Consider the following 19,060-nt stretch of genomic DNA (forward strand, 5'->3'; position numbering starts at 1 on the left):
TCTGCATCTTTAACACGCAACACCATGAAAATTCAGCTTATTTCATGCCATTGAGCTCTTTTTGCAGCAGCTTTACATTGTTTTCGTGCGTGTCGACATCGGCTTTCAGCCGGCGCATTTTTTCTTCAAATTTTGTGACGTTTCTCCAGGTCTTGCCATCGGCAGTGCGATACACCTCTGGGTTCGCGCTGCCTTCGTTATAAGCTTGCCTTGCTTCTTCCAGCGCTTTTTTCTCAGTGGCGAGTTCATCCTGCAAAATCTGCCGGCGGGTATCATCCCGGCGGGTTTGCGTGCTCCTGTCTACCTTGGGAAAGTCCGAAGGCGTAGGCGTTCTTGCCCGCTCTTTTTTGCCTGAGGGCACGGGCAAGGCATTGTCGCCTTTCAGGAAAAGCTGGCAATTCTTGTAGAGGGTCCGCGTTTTGGCGTCCGTGAATGTCGGTTGGCCCGACTCATCAACGCATTTATAGATATCGGCCGCTTGCACCGTCAATCCAGCTAGCAAGCCGCAACACAGCAATAGAAATTTCATGCATTGAGTTTAGATGAGAAGCCACGAGGTGGCAACGCACGCCAGTTAACAGGTGCGCAAGAGTGGCAGGCAATAAAAAAGGCGGGTTGCCCCGCCTTTTTTAACATGCTGTGATTAGCAGCTGTAGTACATGGCGAACTCGATAGGATGCGGTGTCATGCGCATTCTGGTGACTTCTTCCATCTTCAATGCGATGTAGCTGTCGATCCAGTCATCGGAGAACACACCACCACGGGTGAGGAACTCGCGATCCTTGTCCAGATATTCCAGTGCTTGTTCCAGCGAGGAGCAAACGGTTGGGATCGCTGCATCTTCCTCAGGAGGCAGATGGTAGAGATCCTTGGTTGCTGGCTCACCTGGGTGAATCTTGTTCTGTACGCCGTCCAGACCAGCCATCAGCAGGGCGCTGAATGCCAGGTATGGGTTGGCAGTAGGATCAGGGAAGCGAGCTTCAACGCGGCGAGCCTTGTCGGAGTGCACGAAAGGAATACGGATCGAAGCTGAACGGTTCTTGGCAGAGTAGGCCAGCTTAACTGGAGCTTCAAAGCCTGGAACCAGACGCTTGTAGGAGTTGGTGCCTGGATTGGTGATCGCATTCAGCGCGCGAGCGTGCTTGATGATACCGCCGATGTAGTAAAGGGCGAACTCGGACAGGCCAGCGTAGCCGTTGCCTGCGAACAGGTTCTTGCCATCTTTCCATACGGATTGGTGCACGTGCATGCCGGAACCGTTGTCGCCAACGATAGGCTTAGGCATGAAGGTGGCGGTTTTGCCGTAAGCGTGAGCGGTGTTCAGCACCACGTACTTCAGCAATTGGGTCCAGTCGGCACGTTGTACCAGAGTGCTGAACTTGGTGCCGATTTCACATTGACCAGCCGTTGCCACTTCGTGGTGGTGCACTTCAACAGGCACGCCCATGTTTTCAAGGGCGATGACCATGGCTGAGCGCAGATCCTGGAAGGAATCGACTGGAGGTACTGGGAAGTAGCCGCCCTTTACGCCAGGACGGTGACCAGTGTTGCCGCTTTCGAACTTCTCGCCAGATGCCCATGCACCTTCTTCGGAGTTGATCTTGACGGAACAGCCTTCCATGCCGGCATTCCACTGGATGGAGTCGAAAATGAAGAATTCGGGTTCTGGGCCGAAGTAGGCGGTGTCGCCCAGGCCGCTGGACTTCAGGTAAGCCTCAGCGCGTTTTGCCAAGCTGCGTGGGCAACGGTCGTAGCCCTTGCCGTCGGTAGGATCTACCACGTCACAGCTCAGAATCAGTGTAGGTTCGTCCATGAACGGATCGATATTGGCAGTCTCAGGATCAGGCATCAGTTGCATGTCGGAAGCTTGAATACCTTTCCAGCCGGCGATAGATGAACCGTCGAATGCGTGGCCTTCGGTAAATTTGCTTTCATCGAACGCTGAGATGGGTACAGTTACGTGCTGTTCTTTACCTCTGGTATCGGTGAAACGGAAATCAACAAACTTGATGTCATTTTCCTTCACCATTTTCATTACGTCGGCTACCGCCATTTCATTCTCCTAAAACGTAAAAGCGTAAATTAAGTAATCAAACCCCATGGTTTGATAGAAAAACTGCTGAATGTATCTAGCAGGAAACGTGCCATCGGAAACCCCGAGATTCTCATTTTCACATAATCACTTAGAAAAGAGAATAAAAAAGCGGGGCACCGAATTCGGGCGATCATTGGGGCAAATGCACCAAATTGGTGCTTTTGGCTCAGGCCGCAAAATTCTCGCTATACTTCGGGGTAAATCTACAAAATAATCGAGTGCACCATGGAAACTATCAATCAAATATTACAAAAAGCCAAGCAGCGCGCTCAGGTAAACAATTTGCCTTATGCAGGCGCTCTCACCCCAGAGGAAGCCCAGCAGCTGATGGCATCCGCTCCGGGCGCCTGTCTGGTAGATGTAAGAAGCCGCGCCGAGCTTGAGCTGGTGGGGCGCGTTCCTCAGGCATTGAGCATTGAGTGGGCATTTTATCCCGGCATGGTAGCCAACCCTGATTTTGCTGCGCATCTGGACAAGCAGGTGGATCGCGAAGCGCTGGTGATGTTTTTGTGCCGCACGGGTGGCCGTTCGCACAATGCCGCAGTGCTGGCTAACTCCATGGGATACACCGAGGCTTACAACGTATTGGAAGGTTTCGAAGGCGCGACCGATCCGCAAACGGGTCAGCGTGGCAAGATTAATGGCTGGAAAGCGGCTGGCCTGCCCTGGACAAATAGCTAAATTACAGACAGGGTCGTGATGATGGATCGTTATGCCGTGATCGGCAACCCGGTCGAGCACAGCAAGTCGCCGCTGATACACCACATGTTTGCCGAGCAAACCTCGCAGCAACTCGAATACGGCCGTGTGCTGGCTCCCCTTGATGCGTTTGTTGAGACCGTGCAGGCCATGCGGGCCCAAGGTTATAAAGGTGCCAACGTTACGGTGCCATTCAAGCTGCAGGCATATGCTCTGGCAACGCAGCTGACCGAGCGTGCCCACGATGCCGGTGCCGTTAATACTCTGATGTTTCAGGGCGAGCACATCATTGGCGATAACACCGATGGCGCTGGCCTGGTACGGGATATTCAGCACAACCTGGCGATTCCCTTGCACGGCAAGCGCGTGCTTCTGATCGGGGCTGGCGGTGCTGCCGAAGGCGTGTTGCATCCCATTCTGGCCCAGCAGCCTGCTCTGCTGGTCGTGGCCAATCGTACGCTGGACAAGGCGCTTGCCATGGTGCGCAAAGTGGAAGCGCAGGGCGAGCTGCTGTATGTCTCGGTACAGGCGCTGGCCTTTGAAGATCTGCCGGGCCAGGCGTTTGATGTGGTCGTGAATGCCACTTCTGCCGGATTGACCGACTCTCAGTTACCCTTGCCGCCCAGCATGTTTGCGGCAGGATCCCTGGCCTACGACATGATGTATGGTCGGGAGACCCCCTTCATGGCCTTTGCCCGCGCGCATGGCGCTGAGCATGTGGTCGATGGTCTTGGCATGCTGATTGAGCAGGCCGCCGAATCGTTTTATCTGTGGCGCCAGGTGCGGCCTGATACCACCCCCGTGATTGCACATTTCAAATCATGACATGGCGCCAATGGATATGGCGCGGCCTCTTGGCCTTGCTGCTGCTGATCGTGTTGTATCAGCTCTGGATATTCCTGCATATCTGCTGGTGGGTGCAGCACAATCCGGATAGCAGTGCTTTCATGCGCGATCGCCTGGAATTGCTGCAGGAAGATAAACCCGGTGCCGAGTTGCGGCATCAGTGGGTGCCTTACAGCCAGATATCCATCCATCTGAAACGGGCGGTAATCGCCGCCGAGGATTCCCGGTTTGTCGAGCATGAAGGCTTTGATTGGGATGGTATCCAGAAGGCTTATGAGAAAAACCTGAAAAAAGGCCGTATCGTGGCGGGTGGCTCTACCATCAGCCAGCAGCTTTCCAAAAATCTGTTTCTGTCGACGCGCCGCACACCCTGGCGCAAACTGGAAGAAGCCATGATCACGCTCATGCTGGAAAAAATGATGAGCAAGCGGCGTATCTATGAGATTTACCTGAATGTGATTGAGTGGGGGAATGGCGTATTTGGTGCCGAAGCCGCTGCAAGGTATTACTTTCATAATTCTGCAAAAGGCCTGACAGCAGCGCAAGCCGCCAAACTCGCTGCCATGGTGCCAAATCCGCGCTATTATGACAGCCATCGAAATGCGCGCGGCTTGCTTAAAAAAACGGGCATCATCCAGGCGCGGATGAATGCTGTTAGTGTTCCTTGAGCGCCAGCCGTAATCAGAAGACCGGAAGCAATCCCGGCAACAACAATTAGTGGGGGTGATCTCAACATGGACGTGGTAGACAAGTTTTTCCATTCAATACTCAACCTGCCAACCTTGCCCAAGGTCGTGCAGGAAGTCATTCTGATGCTGGACAATGAAGATGTGGACTTAGGCGAGCTGGGCGCACGCATTGCCCATGATCAGGTGCTCTCGGCCAAAGTGCTGCGCATGGCCAACTCTTCCTATTACGGTGTCAGCCGCACCATCAAGACGATCCCCGATGCCATTTCGGTGATTGGGGTCAGCAAGCTGCGCACGCTGGTGATTGCCTCTGGCGTGACCGGTACCTTTACCACCTTGCCCGGGCTCGATATCAATCGCTTCTGGCGTCACAGTCTGGTGACCGCAGCCGTTGCCGGCAAAATCAGTCAGGAGCTGAAAAAGCCCACCGAGACGGCCTACCTTGCGGCCCTCATGCACAGCATCGGCCAATTGCTCATTCATATCGTGTTCCCCATCCAGGCAGCCGAGATTGATGAAGAGTGCAAAGGCCTGAGCGTCATTGAACGCAAAGCCCTGGAAAATGCCACGCTGGGGCTGGATCATTGCCAGGTTGGTGCCGAGCTGGCACGTCGCTGGAATTTCCCTGAGGATATTCAGCGCGTGATTCGCTACTACGCTGACCCGCTGGATAAAATGGCGTGCGATATGGCGCCGGTGGTGTTTATGGCAGCGCACATCGCGTTTGGTCTGGAAAATCTGGAAGAATCAGCCCACATTGCCGAAACGCTGAAGCCGGAAGTGGCAAAAGCGCTGGGCGTGGACCGTATTGAATGGATAGAGCGCATCGACAGTTATCGTCCGCTGATCCCGGAAGCAGAAAGCTTTCTTTAAAAGCTGACGTTACCGTTTTAAAAAAAGCCCCATGCAGCGCGAGCCGCATGGGGCTTTTTTGTTGATGGCTAGAGGTAATCCTTGAGGTATTTACCGGTATAGCTCTTGGCAATGGTCGCCACATGCTCGGGTGTGCCCTCTGCCACGACCATGCCGCCGCCATCCCCACCTTCAGGGCCCATGTCGATCAGCCAGTCCGCGGTTTTAATCACATCCAGGTTGTGCTCGATAATGACGATGGTGTTACCCGCATCGCGCAGGCGATGAATCACGTCCAGCAGCAACTGAATATCAGCAAAGTGCAGCCCCGTGGTCGGCTCATCCAGAATGTACAGCGTGCGGCCGGTATCGCGTTTGGATAACTCCAGCGCCAGCTTGACGCGCTGGGCTTCACCACCGGAAAGTGTGGTGGCCGATTGGCCCAGTGTAATGTAGCCCAGGCCCACATCCAGCAGGGTTTGCAGCTTGCGCGCCACGACGGGAACGGCGTCAAAGAAGGCGCGTGCCTGCTCTACCGTCATGCCCAGCACTTCGTGGATGTTCTTGCTCTTGTACTGGATTTCCAGGGTTTCGCGGTTATAGCGCTGGCCCTTGCAGACATCACAAGGCACATACACATCCGGCAGGAAGTGCATTTCCACGCGCAGCACGCCATCGCCCTGGCAAGCTTCGCAGCGGCCGCCTTTGACGTTGAACGAATAACGGCCAGGGCCATACCCACGCGCACGGCTTTCCGGCACGCCGGCAAACAGATCGCGTATGGGCGTAAACAGGCCGGTGTAGGTCGCCGGGTTGGAGCGTGGTGTACGGCCAATCGGGCTTTGGTCTACATCGACTACTTTGTCAAAAAATGCCAGTCCATCAATCTCGGCAAATTCAGCCGGCTCGGTGGAGCTGCCATACAGATGCTTGGCCACCACACGATACAGAGTGTCATTCACCAGCGTGGATTTGCCTGAACCCGAGACGCCGGTGACGCAGGTCAGCAGGCCGACTGGGATCGCCAGATCGACGTCTTTAAGGTTGTTGCCGGTGGCATGGGTCAGTTTGAGCCAGCGCTCGGGGTCAGGCTGGTGGCGCTTCTTGGGAATGGCGATGGCTTTTTTGCCGCTGAGGTATTGGCCAGTCAGCGAGTTGGCATTGTCCTGGATTTCTTTCGGCGTGCCCGCCGCCACAATATGGCCGCCGTGCTCACCGGCGCCCGGACCGATATCGACCACATAATCCGCCGCCATGATCGCATCTTCATCATGCTCTACCACGATCACGCTATTGCCGATGTCGCGCAGGCGCATCAGGGTTTCCAGCAGGCGATCATTGTCACGCTGATGCAGGCCGATGGAAGGTTCATCCAGTACATACATCACGCCGGTGAGGCCGGAGCCTATCTGCGACGCCAGGCGAATACGCTGCGCCTCGCCACCGGACAGGGTTTCTGCCGAGCGGGATAGCGAAAGGTACTCCAGCCCGACGTTGGTCAGGAACTTGAGGCGGCTGCTGATCTCTTTGACGATCTTGTCGGCAATCGCCAGTTTCTGGCCGGTGAGCTCCAATGAGTCAAAGAACACCAGCGCATGCTTGAGCGCGATTTCGCAAACTTCGTGAATATTGCGACCACCGACTTTGACATGGCGGGCCTCGCGGCGCAGGCGGGTGCCGCCGCATTCCGGGCAAGCCTGCGAGTTGAGGTATTTCGCCAACTCTTCACGCACGGTCACCGAGTCGGTCTCGTGATAACGACGCTGCAGATTATTCAGGATGCCTTCGAAGGTATGGGTTTTCTGATAGAAATTACCGCGCTCGTTCAGGTATCTGAAGCTGATTTCTTCCTTGCCGCTACCATGCAGCAAAATATGCTGCACATGGGCGGGCAGCTCTTCAAAGGCGGTTTCCAGGTCAAAGCCATAATGCTGGCTCAGGGAAGACAGCAACTGGAAGTAAAACTGGTTGCGTCTGTCCCAACCCTTGATGGCACCACTCGCCAGCGAAAGATGCGGGAAGGCGACCACGCGCTTGGGGTCAAAAAAGCTGATCTGGCCCAGGCCATCGCACTTGGGGCAGGCGCCCATGGGGTTGTTGAACGAAAACAGGCGTGGCTCCAGCTCGGCCAGCGAGTAATCGCACACCGGGCAGGAGAATTTGGCCGAGAACAGATGTTCCTTGGCGGTATCCATTTCCACCGCAATCGCCTTGCCTTCTGCCAGCCGCAACGCGGTTTCGAAGGATTCGGCAATGCGTTGCTTCATATCGGCGCGCACCTTCAGGCGGTCCACCACCACATCCACATTATGCTTGGTGGTTTTGGCCAGCTTGGGCACGGCGTCAAGCTCATAGGTCTCGCCATCTACCCGCACGCGCACAAAGCCTTGTGCCTTCAGCTCTTCAAACAGGTCCACCTGTTCGCCCTTGCGGTTGCTGACCACGGGCGCCAGGATCATCAGCTTGGTTTCTTCCGGCAAGGCCAGCACGCTATCCACCATTTGCGAGACGGTTTGTGCTTCCAGCTTGATACCATGATCCGGGCATTCCGGGTCGCCCGCGCGTGCATACAGCAGCCGCAGGTAATCATGAATTTCCGTCACCGTGCCCACGGTGGAGCGCGGGTTGTGCGAAGTGGATTTCTGTTCAATCGAAATCGCGGGTGACAAGCCTTCAATCAGGTCAACATCCGGTTTATCCATACGGGCCAGAAACTGGCGGGCGTAGGCGGAGAGTGACTCCACATACCGGCGTTGCCCTTCGGCATACAGCGTGTCGAATGCCAGCGAGGATTTGCCGGAACCGGAAAGCCCGGTGATGACGATCATCTTGTTGCGTGGCAGGTCGAGTGAAACGTTTTTCAGGTTATGCGTGCGAGCGCCGCGTATCCGTATGTATTCCATGCAAATCCAATCACCTAATCAAATCCGTGAAAATCCGCAGCCGAAGAGGCTTCCCTAATTGTGGACTAATGTTTGTGCAGGCCATGACTGTTGATGTATTCGGCCTGGCTGGTCTGCCCCCAGGCGCTTATATTCGGCGGCAACCAAAATAGCCCGAGTGAATCTAGGGCTGAGTGGAGGCAACCTGTTAATATACGCAATTTTCGGTCCCAACCCAATCTATTTCCATGTCATCTAATGAACGTATGTCCGCCCAGGAGTTGCGCGCCAGCATGAGCCTGGCATCCATCTATGGATTGCGCATGCTGGGCATGTTTTTGATCCTGCCGATTTTTGCCATTTATGCCGAAACCCTGCCCGGGGGCGATAGCCATCTGATGATAGGCTTGGCGCTGGGCGCCTATGGTTTGACGCAAGCGATCTTCCAGCTGCCGTTCGGCATGGCCTCTGACCACTTCGGCCGCAAAAAAGTCATTTATGCAGGCTTGGTTCTGTTCGTCATTGGCAGTCTGGTGGCAGGCTTTGCCCATGACCTCACCACCGTGATTATCGGCCGGGCCATTCAGGGCGCCGGGGCGGTGTCTGCCGCGGTGACGGCGCTGGTCGCCGATCTCACGCGTGAAGAACACCGCACCAAGGCTATGGCGATGATAGGCGGCACCATAGGCGTGACATTTGCCGCCTCGCTGGTGCTGGGGCCCGCGCTGAATCAATGGATAGGCGTGCCAGGCATATTCCTGCTCACCGGTGCACTTGCCGCGCTGGCGATTCTGGATGTGAAATTCATGGTGCCTGACCCCATTGTCAGCCGCTTTCACTCCGATGCCGAAGCCTCGACTTCCAAGCTGCGCGATGTACTCAAGAACACCCAGCTCCTGCGCCTCAATTACGGCATTTTTGCCCTGCATGCCGCGCAGATGGCCATGTTTGTCGTCGTCCCCTTTGCCATCAAGCAAAGCAGCGGCATGGGCGAAAACGACCATTGGCAGATTTACCTGCCGGTGGTGCTGGTGGGCTTTATCCTCATGGTGCCCGCCATTATTTATGGCGAGAAACGCGCCAAGCTCAAGCAGGTATTTGTTTCTGCGATTGGCCTCATGCTGCTTGCCCAGCTCATGCTGGCAAACTCCATCAGCCACTTCTGGGGCATCGTCGCTTCACTGGCGCTTTATTTCATTGCCTTCAATGTGCTTGAAGCCACATTGCCATCGATTATTTCCAAGATTGCGCCTGCCGCCTCCAAAGGTACGGCCATCGGTGTTTACAACACCTCGCAATCCTTCGGGGTGTTTCTCGGCGGCGTGATGGGCGGTTATTTATCGCACTACCATGGCTTTGCCGCGGTCTTCATTTTCTGTAGTGTGCTGATGGGCCTTTGGTTAATTTTTGCCTTGAGTATGACAAGCCCGCCCGCAGTTAAGAGTAAAATGTATCATTTACGCGATATGAGTTCAGCGGATGCGCAGCAGCTTTCCACCCGCCTGGCCGCCGTCAGTGGCGTGCGCGAAGTGGTAGTGCTGCCGGACGAAAGCATGCTCATGCTCAAGGTCGATCTGCAACACGCATTCGATGAAGCTGAAGTTTTGAGATTAATAGAGGATTAACCATGGCATCTGTGAACAAAGTTATTCTGGTCGGCAATCTGGGGCGTGACCCCGAAATGCGCTACATGCCATCCGGCGACGCGCTGGCATCCTTCAGCATCGCCACCACCGACACCTGGAAAGACAAAAACGGCCAGAAACAGGAGCGCACCGAGTGGCACCGCATCTCCATGTTTGGCAAGCAAGCCGAAATCGCCGGGGAGTACCTGAAAAAAGGCTCCAGCGTCTACATCGAAGGCCGCCTGCAAACCCGCAAATGGCAAGATAAAGAAGGCAACGAACGCCAGACCACCGAAGTGGTTGCCGACCGCATGCAAATGCTCGGCGCCCGCAGCGGCGGCGGCAATGCCTACGAAGTCATGGACGAAGACCAGTCCGCTTCCTACCAACCACGTCAATCCGCCGCCCCAGCCCAAGCCCGTCCGGCCCCAGCTGCGGCTACATCCAAGCCAGCAGGTGGTTCCGGCTTTGATGACTTTGATGACGATATTCCGTTCTAACTTTGTACTACTCAGCTTCTTGAAAGCTGCATATCAAGTTGCCCTCAACGTTATCCGGCGTTGAGGGCAATTTTTTTGAGGGTGTTCTTGATTTGCCTTCAATCAATCCTTCTGCGAGCACATGCTCATGACTTCTGTAACTCGCGATTAAATCCAAATTAGCAATTTCGGTCAGGTTTTCGCCCAACATCTTAGGCATAGTTCGGTTTGTGGAGAACGGAGCCAACATGAGTCAATGCAGGGCAGAAGTGTATGCAATGAGATTTCAAAAGGTGCTTGATCACATTGAGCAGCACCTGGATCAATCTTTGAGCATGGATGCTTTATGCGATATCGCGGGGTTTTCCAGATTCCATTTCCACCGGCAATTTGCCGATTACATCGGCATTACGGTTGCTCGGTATATTTTGCTGCTTCGTCTGCGACACGCGTCTTATCAGCTCGCCTTCGATTCCAAAGTGAAAGTTATCGACATCGCCTTGAATGCCGGGTTTGAAACTCCGGAATCGTTTACCCGTGCCTTCGGGAATATTTTTGGGCAATCCCCGTCCGCGTTCAGGAAAAATCCTGATTGGGAGGCTTGGCATGTGGTGTATGGGTTCCGATTACCAGAAGGAAATAAAATAATGCAGGTCGAGATTGTGAATGTTGAAACGACGATGATTGCCGTAAAGGAGCATCGCGGCGCACCCGATAAATTGAATCATTCTGTTGGGGATTTCATTGCGTGGCGCAAACAGACGGGGTCTTCCCCTAAAAACAGCTCCAGGACATTTGGTATTGCATATGACAACCCCGATACGACGGAGCCTTCAGCATTTCGCTTTGATATTGCCGGGGAAATCAAAACCGATATCGCAGTGAATGAGCAAGGTATTGTGGTGAAGTCTATTCCGGGCGGACGTTGTGCAAGAGTGCGTCACCATGGCTCGCATACGCGGATTGGGGAAAGTATTTATCCCTTGTACCGGGAGTGGTTGCCGGATAGTGGTGAGGAGCTGCGTGATTTTCCGCTTTATTTTCATTACGTGAATCTGTTGCCGGAGACGCCTGAAGCCGAGTTGATAACAGACATCTACTTACCACTGAAATAAGGGTTGTCTGTAAAAGAACAAAGGTGCAAGAGATGAGAGTCTCTTGCACCTTTGTTTTTGCATCAGTCCGTTTTAGATCATGAGGACTTTTCTGTCGTTTCCGACCATCCCCCACCCAGTGCCCGTATCAAGCCCACGGAGGTCAGCATCCTGAGCCCGGCGGTTTGCACTTCGGCGCGCTGCACGGAGAGGCTGGTGCGTTGCGCGTCGATGACTTCAAAGTAGCTGGCAGAGCCGTTTTTGTAGCGGGTGTTGGCGAGGCGCTCGGCGACACTAGCGGAGGCGATGGCCTGGCGCTGGTAGTCGATCTGCCGGTCCAGCGTGCGCAGGCCGCTCAGGTTGTTTTCCACTTCCTGAAAGCCGACCAGCACTTGTTGCCTGTAGTTGGCGACTTCGCGTTCATAGACGGCATCGGCGCGCGACAGGTTGGCTTTGTTGCGGCCGCCATCGAGGATCGGCAGCGTGAGCGCGGTGCCGACCAGCGGGCCGAGCAGCCAGCTGCGGCTGGACCATTTGAACAGCTCATGCAGTTCGTTCGACTCGTAACCGCCAGTACCGGTGAGCACCAGCCGTGGGAAGAACGCGGCCTTGGCCGCACCCACACGGGCACTGGCGGCGGCGAGTGCACGTTGTGCCTGGGCAATGTCCGGGCGACGCTCCAGCAGTTGCGATGGCAGGCCAACCGGCACCTGCACTACGTTGAGTTGCAGTGGCGCTGCGGCCAAGGTGAATTCGGCCGGGGTTTTGCCCAACAGAATGGCGAGCGCGTGGTCTTGCTGGGCGCGGTTGCGTACAACCGACTCCTGCTCGGCCTGCACGGTGGCCAGCTCGGTTTTGGCCTTGGCGAGGTCAAGCTCGCCGATATCGCCCAGATCATACCGCCGCTGCACCATGCGCAGCTCTTCCTGACGCAGGTCTATGGTCTTGCGCAGAATCTCCAGCTCCGAATCCAGTGCGCGCAGCGTGAAATATTGCTGGGCGATGTCGGCCTGCAGCGCCAGCAATACTGAGCGGTAGGCGGCTTCCTGGCCTTGCGCATCCAGACGGGCGGCGCGGCTCTGGTCAGACAGGCGGCCAATCAGGTCGACCTCATACGAGGCATTTACCTGCGCGCGCCACTCGGTATTGGCGGGCGTATCCGGATCGCGCTGGCGGGTAGGGCCCACGCCGCCATTCAGCTGGAACTTGCGATCAGCATCCACCACGCCGGCATTGGCGCGGGCTTCTTTCACCCGGGCCAGGGCAATCGCCAGCGTTGGGCTGGTTTCAGTGGCGGCTTCAATCAGGTTATTCAGCTCGGTATCGTTAAACACCGTCCACCAGGCGCCACGGTCAATGTGGTCGGCCGGGTTGCCCGCTTGCCAGGCACCATCCAGCTGCGCAGTTTCGCGATACTGGTTTGGCAGTTGCAGGTTGATCTGCTCCGGCGGCTTGGCGGTGGAGCATCCGGCCAGCACCAGCGCTGTTGCCAGCAAGCTGAGTTTCAGGCTGTGCTTGTTCATTCTTGGGTTCCTTTCTCTAAGGCAGGTGCTGGTTCAATGGCAGGTGCGGCAGCGTGATGCGCATGGCCGAAGTCCTGGCATTTGGTCACCATGGTACGAATCAGTACGTAGAACACAGGGGTGAGGAAGAGGCCGAATACCGTCACGCCTATCATCCCGGCAAACACCGCTATCCCCATGGCATGGCGCATTTCCGAGCCCGCGCCAGTGGATACCACCAGGGGCACCACGCCTGCAATAAAGGCAATCGACGTCATCAGGATGGGGCGCAAGCGCAGACGGGCGGCTTCAATGGCGGCTGCATAAATCTTGCGGCCTTCCAGCTCCAGCTCACGGGCAAACTCCACAATCAGGATGGCGTTCTTGCACGCAAGGCCGACCAGCACCACCAGACTTACCTGGGTGAAGATATTGTTATCACCATTGGTCAGCCACACGCCAAAGATGGCAGACAGCAGACCCATGGGCACAATCAGCAGCACCGCCAGCGGCAAGGTCAGGCTTTCATACTGGGCAGACAGCACCAGGAACACCAGCAGGATGGACAGCGGCAGGATCACGAACAGCGTGTTGCCGGCAATCTTTTCCTGATAGGTCAGTTCCGTCCACTCAAAGCCGATGCCACGTGGCAGGGTTTCAGCGGCAATGCGTTCCACCGCGGCCTGTGCTTCGCCTGTGCTGTAGCCCGGCGCAGCACCGCCATTGACGTCAGCCGACGGGAAGCCGTTGTAACGCATGGCGCGGTCTGGGCCGTAGCTTTGCGTCATCTTCAGCACCGAAGCCAGTGGCACCATGTCGCCCTGCGCATTGCGGGTCTTGAGCAGGCCTATGTCTTCCGCATGCGCCCGGAAAGGCGCATCTGCTTGCACACGCACCTGATAGGTACGGCCAAACTTGTTGAAGTCATTGACGTACAGCGAGCCCAGGTAAATCTGCAGCGTGTCGAACACTTCCGGGATGGAAACGCCGAGTTGTTGCGCATGCGTGCGGTCTACATCGGCATACAGTTGCGGCACATTGATCTGGAAGCTGGAGAACATGCCGGCCAGTTCAGGCGCCTTGCGGGCTTTTTCCATAAAGGCCTGCAGGGCATCGTTGAGCGCTACGTTACCCAGCGCACCACGGTCCTGAATCTGGAACTTGAAGCCGCCTATGGTGCCCAGACCTTGTACCGGAGGTGGCGGGAACACGGCAATAAATGCGCCCTGAATGCTGGCATATTGCTGGTTCAGCTGCTGGGCAATCGCAAAGCCGGACTGGTCCGCGCCCTTGCGCTCATCAAACGGTTTCAGCGTGGCAAACACAATGCCGGAGTTGGGGCTGTTGGTGAAGCCGTTGATCGACAAGCCAGGGAAGGCCACGGCCGATTCCACGCCAGGATGCTTAAGCGCAATCTCGCTCATCTGGCGGATCACGTCTTCGGTGCGATCCAGCGAGGCGGCATCCGGCAATTGCGCAAAGCTCACCAGGTATTGCTTGTCCTGCGCCGGAATAAAGCCGGTAGGCACCAGGTGAATCAGCAGCATGGTGGAGCCGATCAGCGCGCCATACAGCACCAGCATGACGCTCTTGTGGCGCAACACGCCAGTGACGCCATTGCCGTACTTTTCCGAGCCACGATGGAACACGCGGTTGAAGCGCACAAAGAACCAGCCGAACAGACGGTCAATCGTGCGCTGGAACGCGTCTTTCTTTTCGTCATGGCGCTTCAGCAGCAAGGAGGCCAAGGCAGGCGACAGCGTCAGCGAGTTGAATGCCGAAATCACGGTAGAGATGGCGATGGTCAGCGCAAACTGCTTGAAGAACTGGCCAGTCAGGCCGCTCACAAACGCCAGCGGTACAAACACGGCCGACAGGGTCAGCGCAATGGCGACAATCGGGCCAGACACTTCACGCATGGCGCGATAGGTGGCCTCCTTGGCCGAGAGGCCGCGCTCGATGTTGCGCTCCACGTTTTCCACTACCACGATGGCATCATCCACCACGATACCAATCGCCAGTACCAACCCGAACAGGCTGAGGGTATTGATGGAGAAGCCCAGGCCCATCATCACGGCAAAGGTACCGATGACCGACACCGGCACCGCGAGCAGCGGGATGATGGAAGCGCGCCAGGTTTGCAGGAAGATGATCACCACCAGCACCACCAGACCCACGGCGATCAATAGCGTTTCGGTCACGGCATGAATGGATGCGCGGACGAACTGCGTCGGGTCATACACGATGTGGTATTCCAGACCCTCCGGCATGTCTTCCTGCAGCTCGGCCATGGTCTTGCGCACGTTTTCCGAAATCTGCAGGGCGTTGGAACCCGGTGCCTGGAAGATCGGAATCGCAACGGCGGATTTGTTATCCAGCAGCGAGCGCAGGGCATACTCACTGGCGCCCAGCTCAACACGCGCCACATCGCTCAGGCGCGTGACCACGCCATCGGGCGAGGTGCGGATGACGATATTCTCAAACTCTTCTTCGGTATTGAGGCGGCCGCGTGCATTCACCGAAATCTGGTAATCGGTGCCAGGCAGAGACGGCGATGCGCCGATCACACCGGCAGCCACGTCCACATTCTGCTGGCGGATGGCGGTGACCACATCATTGGCGGTGAGCTTGCGCTCGGCCACCTTGCGCGGGTCCAGCCAGATACGCATGGAGTAATCGCCTGCGCCAAACAGCTGCACCTGGCCTACGCCTTCAATCCGCGCCAGCCGGTCTTTCACATTCAGCAGGGCGTAATTGCGCAGGTAGGTCATGTCGTAGCGACCATTGGGCGACAGCAAATGCACGACCATGGTGAGGTCCGGCGAGCTTTTCACCGTGGTCACACCCAGCCGTTGCACTTCTTCCGGCAAACGGGGCAAGGCCTGGTTGACGCGGTTTTGCACCAGTTGCTGGGCCAAGTCGGGCGAGGTGCCGAGCTTGAAGGTGATGGTCAGCGTCATCAGGCCATCGGAGGTGGCTTGCGATGCCATGTACAGCATGCCCTCCACCCCATTGATCTGCTCTTCAATCGGCGCTGCCACGGTTTCCGCGATGGTTTGCGGATTGGCACCGGGGAATTGCGCCTTGACGATGACGGATGGCGGCACGACTTCGGGGTATTCCGAAATCGGCAGGTTGAACATGGAGATCAAGCCGCCGATAAAAATAAGAACGGACAGCACGCCGGCAAAGATAGGCCTGTCCACAAAAAATCTGGATATATTCACGTTACATTCTCCCTGTACTGGTCAGTGGTGCCGACTCAGATGCGGATTTTCTTGGCGGCGGTGCTGGTGGGCACCGGTACGAGGCTGGCCGACTTGGCTGCTGGCGCAGCAGGCGATTCGGCGACAGGTGTGGGCGCCACAACATCGTTCGGGCGTACGCGCTGCAAGCCGTTGACGATGATGCGTTCGCCAGCGTTCAGGCCTTCACGCACGATGCGCATGCCGTCCACCATGGGGCCGATCTTGATCGGGCGATAGTTGGCCTTGTTGTCGGCATCCACCACCATCACGAATTTCTTGTCCTGATCGGTGCCTATGGCTTTGTCGTCAATCAGCAGCGCGGGCTTCTCGCCACCGCCACCGGTGCGCACGCGGGCATACATGCCGGGTGTCAGCGCCCCATCCTGGTTATCCAGCACGGCACGCACGCGGATGGTGCCCGAGGCAGTATCCAGGCGGTTATCGAACGAGCGGATCTGGCCTTGGTGCGGATAGCCGGTTTCGCTGGCGAGACCAATGGCGACGGGAATGCGATCGCTATGCGAATTGTTGCCAGCCCCATGAGCCAGGTAACGACCGTAGGTTTGCTCATCCACTTCAAAATTCACATACATGGGCGATACAGACACCAGTGTGGTCAACGCCGGGGAATTGCCATTCGGCCCGACCAGATTGCCCACGGTGATTTCAGCGCGCGATACGCGACCACTCACCGGCGCGGTAATGGCGGTGTATTGCAGGTTGAGGCGGGCGGTCATCACGGCGGCTTCGGCCGCTTTCAGACGCGCATTGGCCACCAGATAGGTGTTGTTGCGTTCATCCAGCTCGCGTTGAGCCACGGCGCGGTCTTCGATCAGGCGGCGGGTACGCTCCTGCTCGGTGCGCGCCAGTTCAAGGGCGGCTTCAGCGCTGGCCTTGTCGGCTTCGGCGCGGGCGAGTTCAGCCTGGAATGGCCGAGGGTCTATGGTGAACAGCAGGTCGCCCTTTTTCACCAGTTGGCCATCGCGGAAGTGAATGACATCAATAGTGCCGGTCACGCGCGGCCGTATCTCCACATATTCCACGGCCTCTACACGGCCAGAGAATTCATCCCATTCGATGACGGATTTTTCAATGACAGTGGCAACCGTCACCGGGGCGGGGGCAGCAGCGGTGGCTGCAGGTCGGGCGGCCTGGCTGTTGTGCGAGACGATGCCTGCCGTGCCGATCAGCGCCACGCCCAGGGCGAGCCATATCAGTTTGCGGTTAAAGCGGGGGGATGCTGCGTTCATGTGTAACTCCCTATTTTTAAAAATGGTGAATGCGTGAAACTTGAGGTGGCGCCTGGCTGGCGTGCGCTGGCTATGCCATCTCGGTAATAAACTGGGTCAGCAGTTGCGTTACCTCGTGAAACCCCTGACAGCGAGGGCTGGCGAGGCTGTCTTTCTCTTTGTTGCATGACATGCGGCGCACCCTGACTGAGACACCTGCCGCGATCAGGCGCGAGGCATAAAGCTCGGCCTCATCGCGCAAGGGGTCGTTGTCGGAAGTCAGGATCAAGGCGGGTGCCAGCTCGGCCAGGCGTTTGGAATGCAAAGGCGCGGCATACGGATGCAAGGCATCGCTCGCCACCGGCAGGTAATCGGCCCAGGCCTTGCGGCAAGGGCAGTCTTCAGCGGCACGCATGGAGAGGGTGGACTGCCCCGGATCCAGCATGGGGTTAATCAGTATTTGTCCCTTGAGGTGGCTGCCGCGGCCAAGGCCACGGTCGCGTGCCATCATGGCCACCACAGCTGCCAGATTGCCACCGGCCTGATCCCCCGCGACAAACAGCTGTTTGGGGTCTGCGCCCAGTTTCTTTGCCTGCTTGTGTACCCATTGCGTGGCATCAAATACCACTTCCACGGTATCGGGGAAATGCAGCTGCGGCGCCAGCGGATAATCCACGCACACCACAACGCAGTCGTCGGCCAGCATGCGCGCGAGTCCGGCGGCATCTTCCACCGAACCGCAGTTGAACAGCCCGCCGTGAAAGTACACGATCACCGGTTTGGCGATTTCATGCTTGCCATGGCCAAAGACCTGGATACCGACCAGGCGGTCGGTATGCGCAGAGATAAAACTGGTGCTCCACGGCTGGCTTGGTTGATGATCGGCTACGGGTTTCATTTACGGCTGTTCCTGAATGTTGGCGATAGGGGCTTTCCGGCGGGTTTAACGCAAGCCACCGGAGATAAACAGCGGTTCGCCAGTGATCCAGGCAGCATCGTCGGATGCCAGGAACAGGGCAGCAGGCGCGATATCCTGCACCTGACCAATGCGGCCCAGCGGTGTCTGGCTTTCGATGTGGCTGCGGAATTCGCCTTCTGCAAAGCCCACGCTATGCAGGCCTTCGGTTTCCACCATGCCAGGGTTGATGGCATTGACACGGATCTTGCGAGGGCCCAGTTCCTTGGAGAGCGAACGCGTCACGGCATCCACCGCGCCCTTGGTGGCGCTGTAAACCGAACCTTGTGCCGGTGCAAAGGTGCTGGATACCACGGAGCTGATGTTGATAATGCTGCCGCCTGCTTCGGGGAAGTGCTTCACGGCTTCCTGGGTGGTGAGGATGAGGCCCAGCACATTCAGGTTGAACTGCTTGTGGAAGTGTTCTTCGGTGATGGCTTCCAGCGGGGAGAATTCGTAAACGCCGGCATTGTTGACCAGAATGTCGATCTTGCCATAAGCCTTGATCGCTTCAGCAAACAGGCGCTGGATATCGGCCTGTTTTGCCACATCGGCTTGCACGGCAATCGCCTTGCCACCTGCGGCGGTGATGTCTGCCACTACCTGTTCGGCACCAGCCTTGCTGGAGGCGTAGTTAACAACCACAGCGGCGCCTTCTGCAGCATAGAGCTTGGCAATGCCAGCGCCTATGCCTTTGGATGCACCTGTAATCACTGCCACCTTGTTGATCAGTTTGTTTGCCATGATGAAGCTCCTTGAAGTTTTAAAAATGAAGACTGCAAAAGTGTTAGTCGCACTTTATATTGAGCATAAATCCAGATAAATAGGCTAAAATCAGAATCACTGTGCAATAAAACAGGACAAT

15 protein-coding genes are annotated in these 19,060 nt (G+C 56.7%); 7 read left to right on the plus strand and 8 right to left on the minus strand.

Annotated features, from left to right (window positions below):
- Positions 1-37: 37 nt before the first annotated feature.
- Together FNL37_RS02080 and glnA are read right to left on the minus strand one after the other, a co-directional pair.
- A complete protein-coding gene (locus FNL37_RS02080) occupies positions 38-529 on the minus strand; it encodes a DUF4124 domain-containing protein (protein ID WP_159354967.1) in 492 nt (163 codons plus the stop codon).
- A 114-nt stretch (positions 530-643) separates the two neighbouring features.
- Positions 644-2,053 carry a type I glutamate--ammonia ligase gene (glnA, locus tag FNL37_RS02085; protein WP_013443202.1) on the minus strand — a complete coding sequence of 470 codons (1,410 nt, stop codon included), beginning with the start codon at positions 2,051-2,053 and terminating at the stop codon, positions 644-646.
- Positions 2,054-2,320: 267 nt separating this feature from the next.
- Between glnA and FNL37_RS02090 the strand changes: the two genes are divergently transcribed.
- The 4 genes from FNL37_RS02090 (at position 2,321) to FNL37_RS02105 (ending at position 5,202) form a co-directional block, all read left to right on the plus strand.
- Positions 2,321-2,776 carry a rhodanese-like domain-containing protein gene (locus FNL37_RS02090; RefSeq protein ID WP_015830988.1) on the plus strand — a complete coding sequence of 152 codons (456 nt, stop codon included), beginning with the start codon at positions 2,321-2,323 and terminating at the stop codon, positions 2,774-2,776.
- 18 nt (positions 2,777-2,794) lie between these two features.
- Positions 2,795-3,619 (plus strand): shikimate dehydrogenase, encoded by an 825-nt coding sequence (gene aroE / locus FNL37_RS02095; RefSeq protein ID WP_159354968.1) that lies wholly within the window; start codon positions 2,795-2,797, stop codon positions 3,617-3,619.
- Positions 3,616-4,308, plus strand: a complete 693-nt coding sequence (gene mtgA / locus FNL37_RS02100; RefSeq protein WP_015830986.1) for a monofunctional biosynthetic peptidoglycan transglycosylase — start codon at positions 3,616-3,618, stop codon at positions 4,306-4,308. Before aroE ends, mtgA begins: the two co-directional genes overlap by 4 nt.
- A 66-nt stretch (positions 4,309-4,374) precedes the next feature.
- Positions 4,375-5,202 (plus strand): HDOD domain-containing protein, encoded by an 828-nt coding sequence (locus tag FNL37_RS02105; RefSeq protein WP_159354969.1) that lies wholly within the window; start codon positions 4,375-4,377, stop codon positions 5,200-5,202.
- Positions 5,203-5,270: 68 nt separating this feature from the next.
- On the opposite strand, the gene uvrA is transcribed toward FNL37_RS02105, so the two are convergent.
- Positions 5,271-8,084, minus strand: coding sequence for an excinuclease ABC subunit UvrA (gene uvrA / locus FNL37_RS02110; RefSeq protein ID WP_159354970.1), 2,814 nt, complete (start codon positions 8,082-8,084; stop codon positions 5,271-5,273).
- Between the two features lie 227 nt (positions 8,085-8,311).
- Between uvrA and FNL37_RS02115 the strand changes: the two genes are divergently transcribed.
- The 3 genes from FNL37_RS02115 to FNL37_RS02125 all read left to right on the plus strand — a co-directional run bounded on the left by FNL37_RS02115 (position 8,312) and on the right by FNL37_RS02125 (position 11,282).
- The gene (locus FNL37_RS02115) at positions 8,312-9,688 is read left to right on the plus strand and encodes an MFS transporter (protein WP_159354971.1); all 1,377 of its coding nucleotides are present in this window, start codon (positions 8,312-8,314) and stop codon (positions 9,686-9,688) included.
- Positions 9,689-9,690: 2 nt separating this feature from the next.
- Complete coding sequence (locus FNL37_RS02120; protein ID WP_013443195.1) at positions 9,691-10,188, plus strand: single-stranded DNA-binding protein; 498 nt, start codon at positions 9,691-9,693, stop codon at positions 10,186-10,188.
- A 227-nt stretch (positions 10,189-10,415) separates the two neighbouring features.
- The gene (locus FNL37_RS02125) at positions 10,416-11,282 is read left to right on the plus strand and encodes an AraC family transcriptional regulator (protein ID WP_159354972.1); all 867 of its coding nucleotides are present in this window, start codon (positions 10,416-10,418) and stop codon (positions 11,280-11,282) included.
- A 77-nt stretch (positions 11,283-11,359) separates the two neighbouring features.
- Here the strand turns inward: FNL37_RS02125 and FNL37_RS02130 are convergent, their stop codons facing one another.
- From FNL37_RS02130 to FNL37_RS02150, 5 genes are all read right to left on the minus strand, one after another.
- Complete coding sequence (locus FNL37_RS02130) at positions 11,360-12,784, minus strand: efflux transporter outer membrane subunit (protein ID WP_159354973.1); 1,425 nt, start codon at positions 12,782-12,784, stop codon at positions 11,360-11,362.
- Complete coding sequence (locus FNL37_RS02135; protein WP_013443191.1) at positions 12,781-15,990, minus strand: efflux RND transporter permease subunit; 3,210 nt, start codon at positions 15,988-15,990, stop codon at positions 12,781-12,783. The genes FNL37_RS02130 and FNL37_RS02135 overlap by 4 nt, the downstream gene beginning before the upstream one ends.
- A 35-nt stretch (positions 15,991-16,025) precedes the next feature.
- Positions 16,026-17,261: an efflux RND transporter periplasmic adaptor subunit gene (locus tag FNL37_RS02140; protein WP_159354974.1), complete on the minus strand. Its 1,236-nt coding sequence runs from the start codon at positions 17,259-17,261 to the stop codon at positions 16,026-16,028.
- Between the two features lie 70 nt (positions 17,262-17,331).
- Positions 17,332-18,138 (minus strand): alpha/beta hydrolase, encoded by an 807-nt coding sequence (locus FNL37_RS02145; RefSeq protein ID WP_159354975.1) that lies wholly within the window; start codon positions 18,136-18,138, stop codon positions 17,332-17,334.
- 45 nt (positions 18,139-18,183) lie between these two features.
- Positions 18,184-18,939 carry an SDR family NAD(P)-dependent oxidoreductase gene (locus tag FNL37_RS02150; protein ID WP_159354976.1) on the minus strand — a complete coding sequence of 252 codons (756 nt, stop codon included), beginning with the start codon at positions 18,937-18,939 and terminating at the stop codon, positions 18,184-18,186.
- Positions 18,940-19,060 lie beyond the last annotated feature (121 nt).

This window comes from Methylovorus glucosotrophus, assembly GCF_009858335.1.
GTDB lineage: Bacteria > Pseudomonadota > Gammaproteobacteria > Burkholderiales > Methylophilaceae > Methylovorus > Methylovorus glucosotrophus.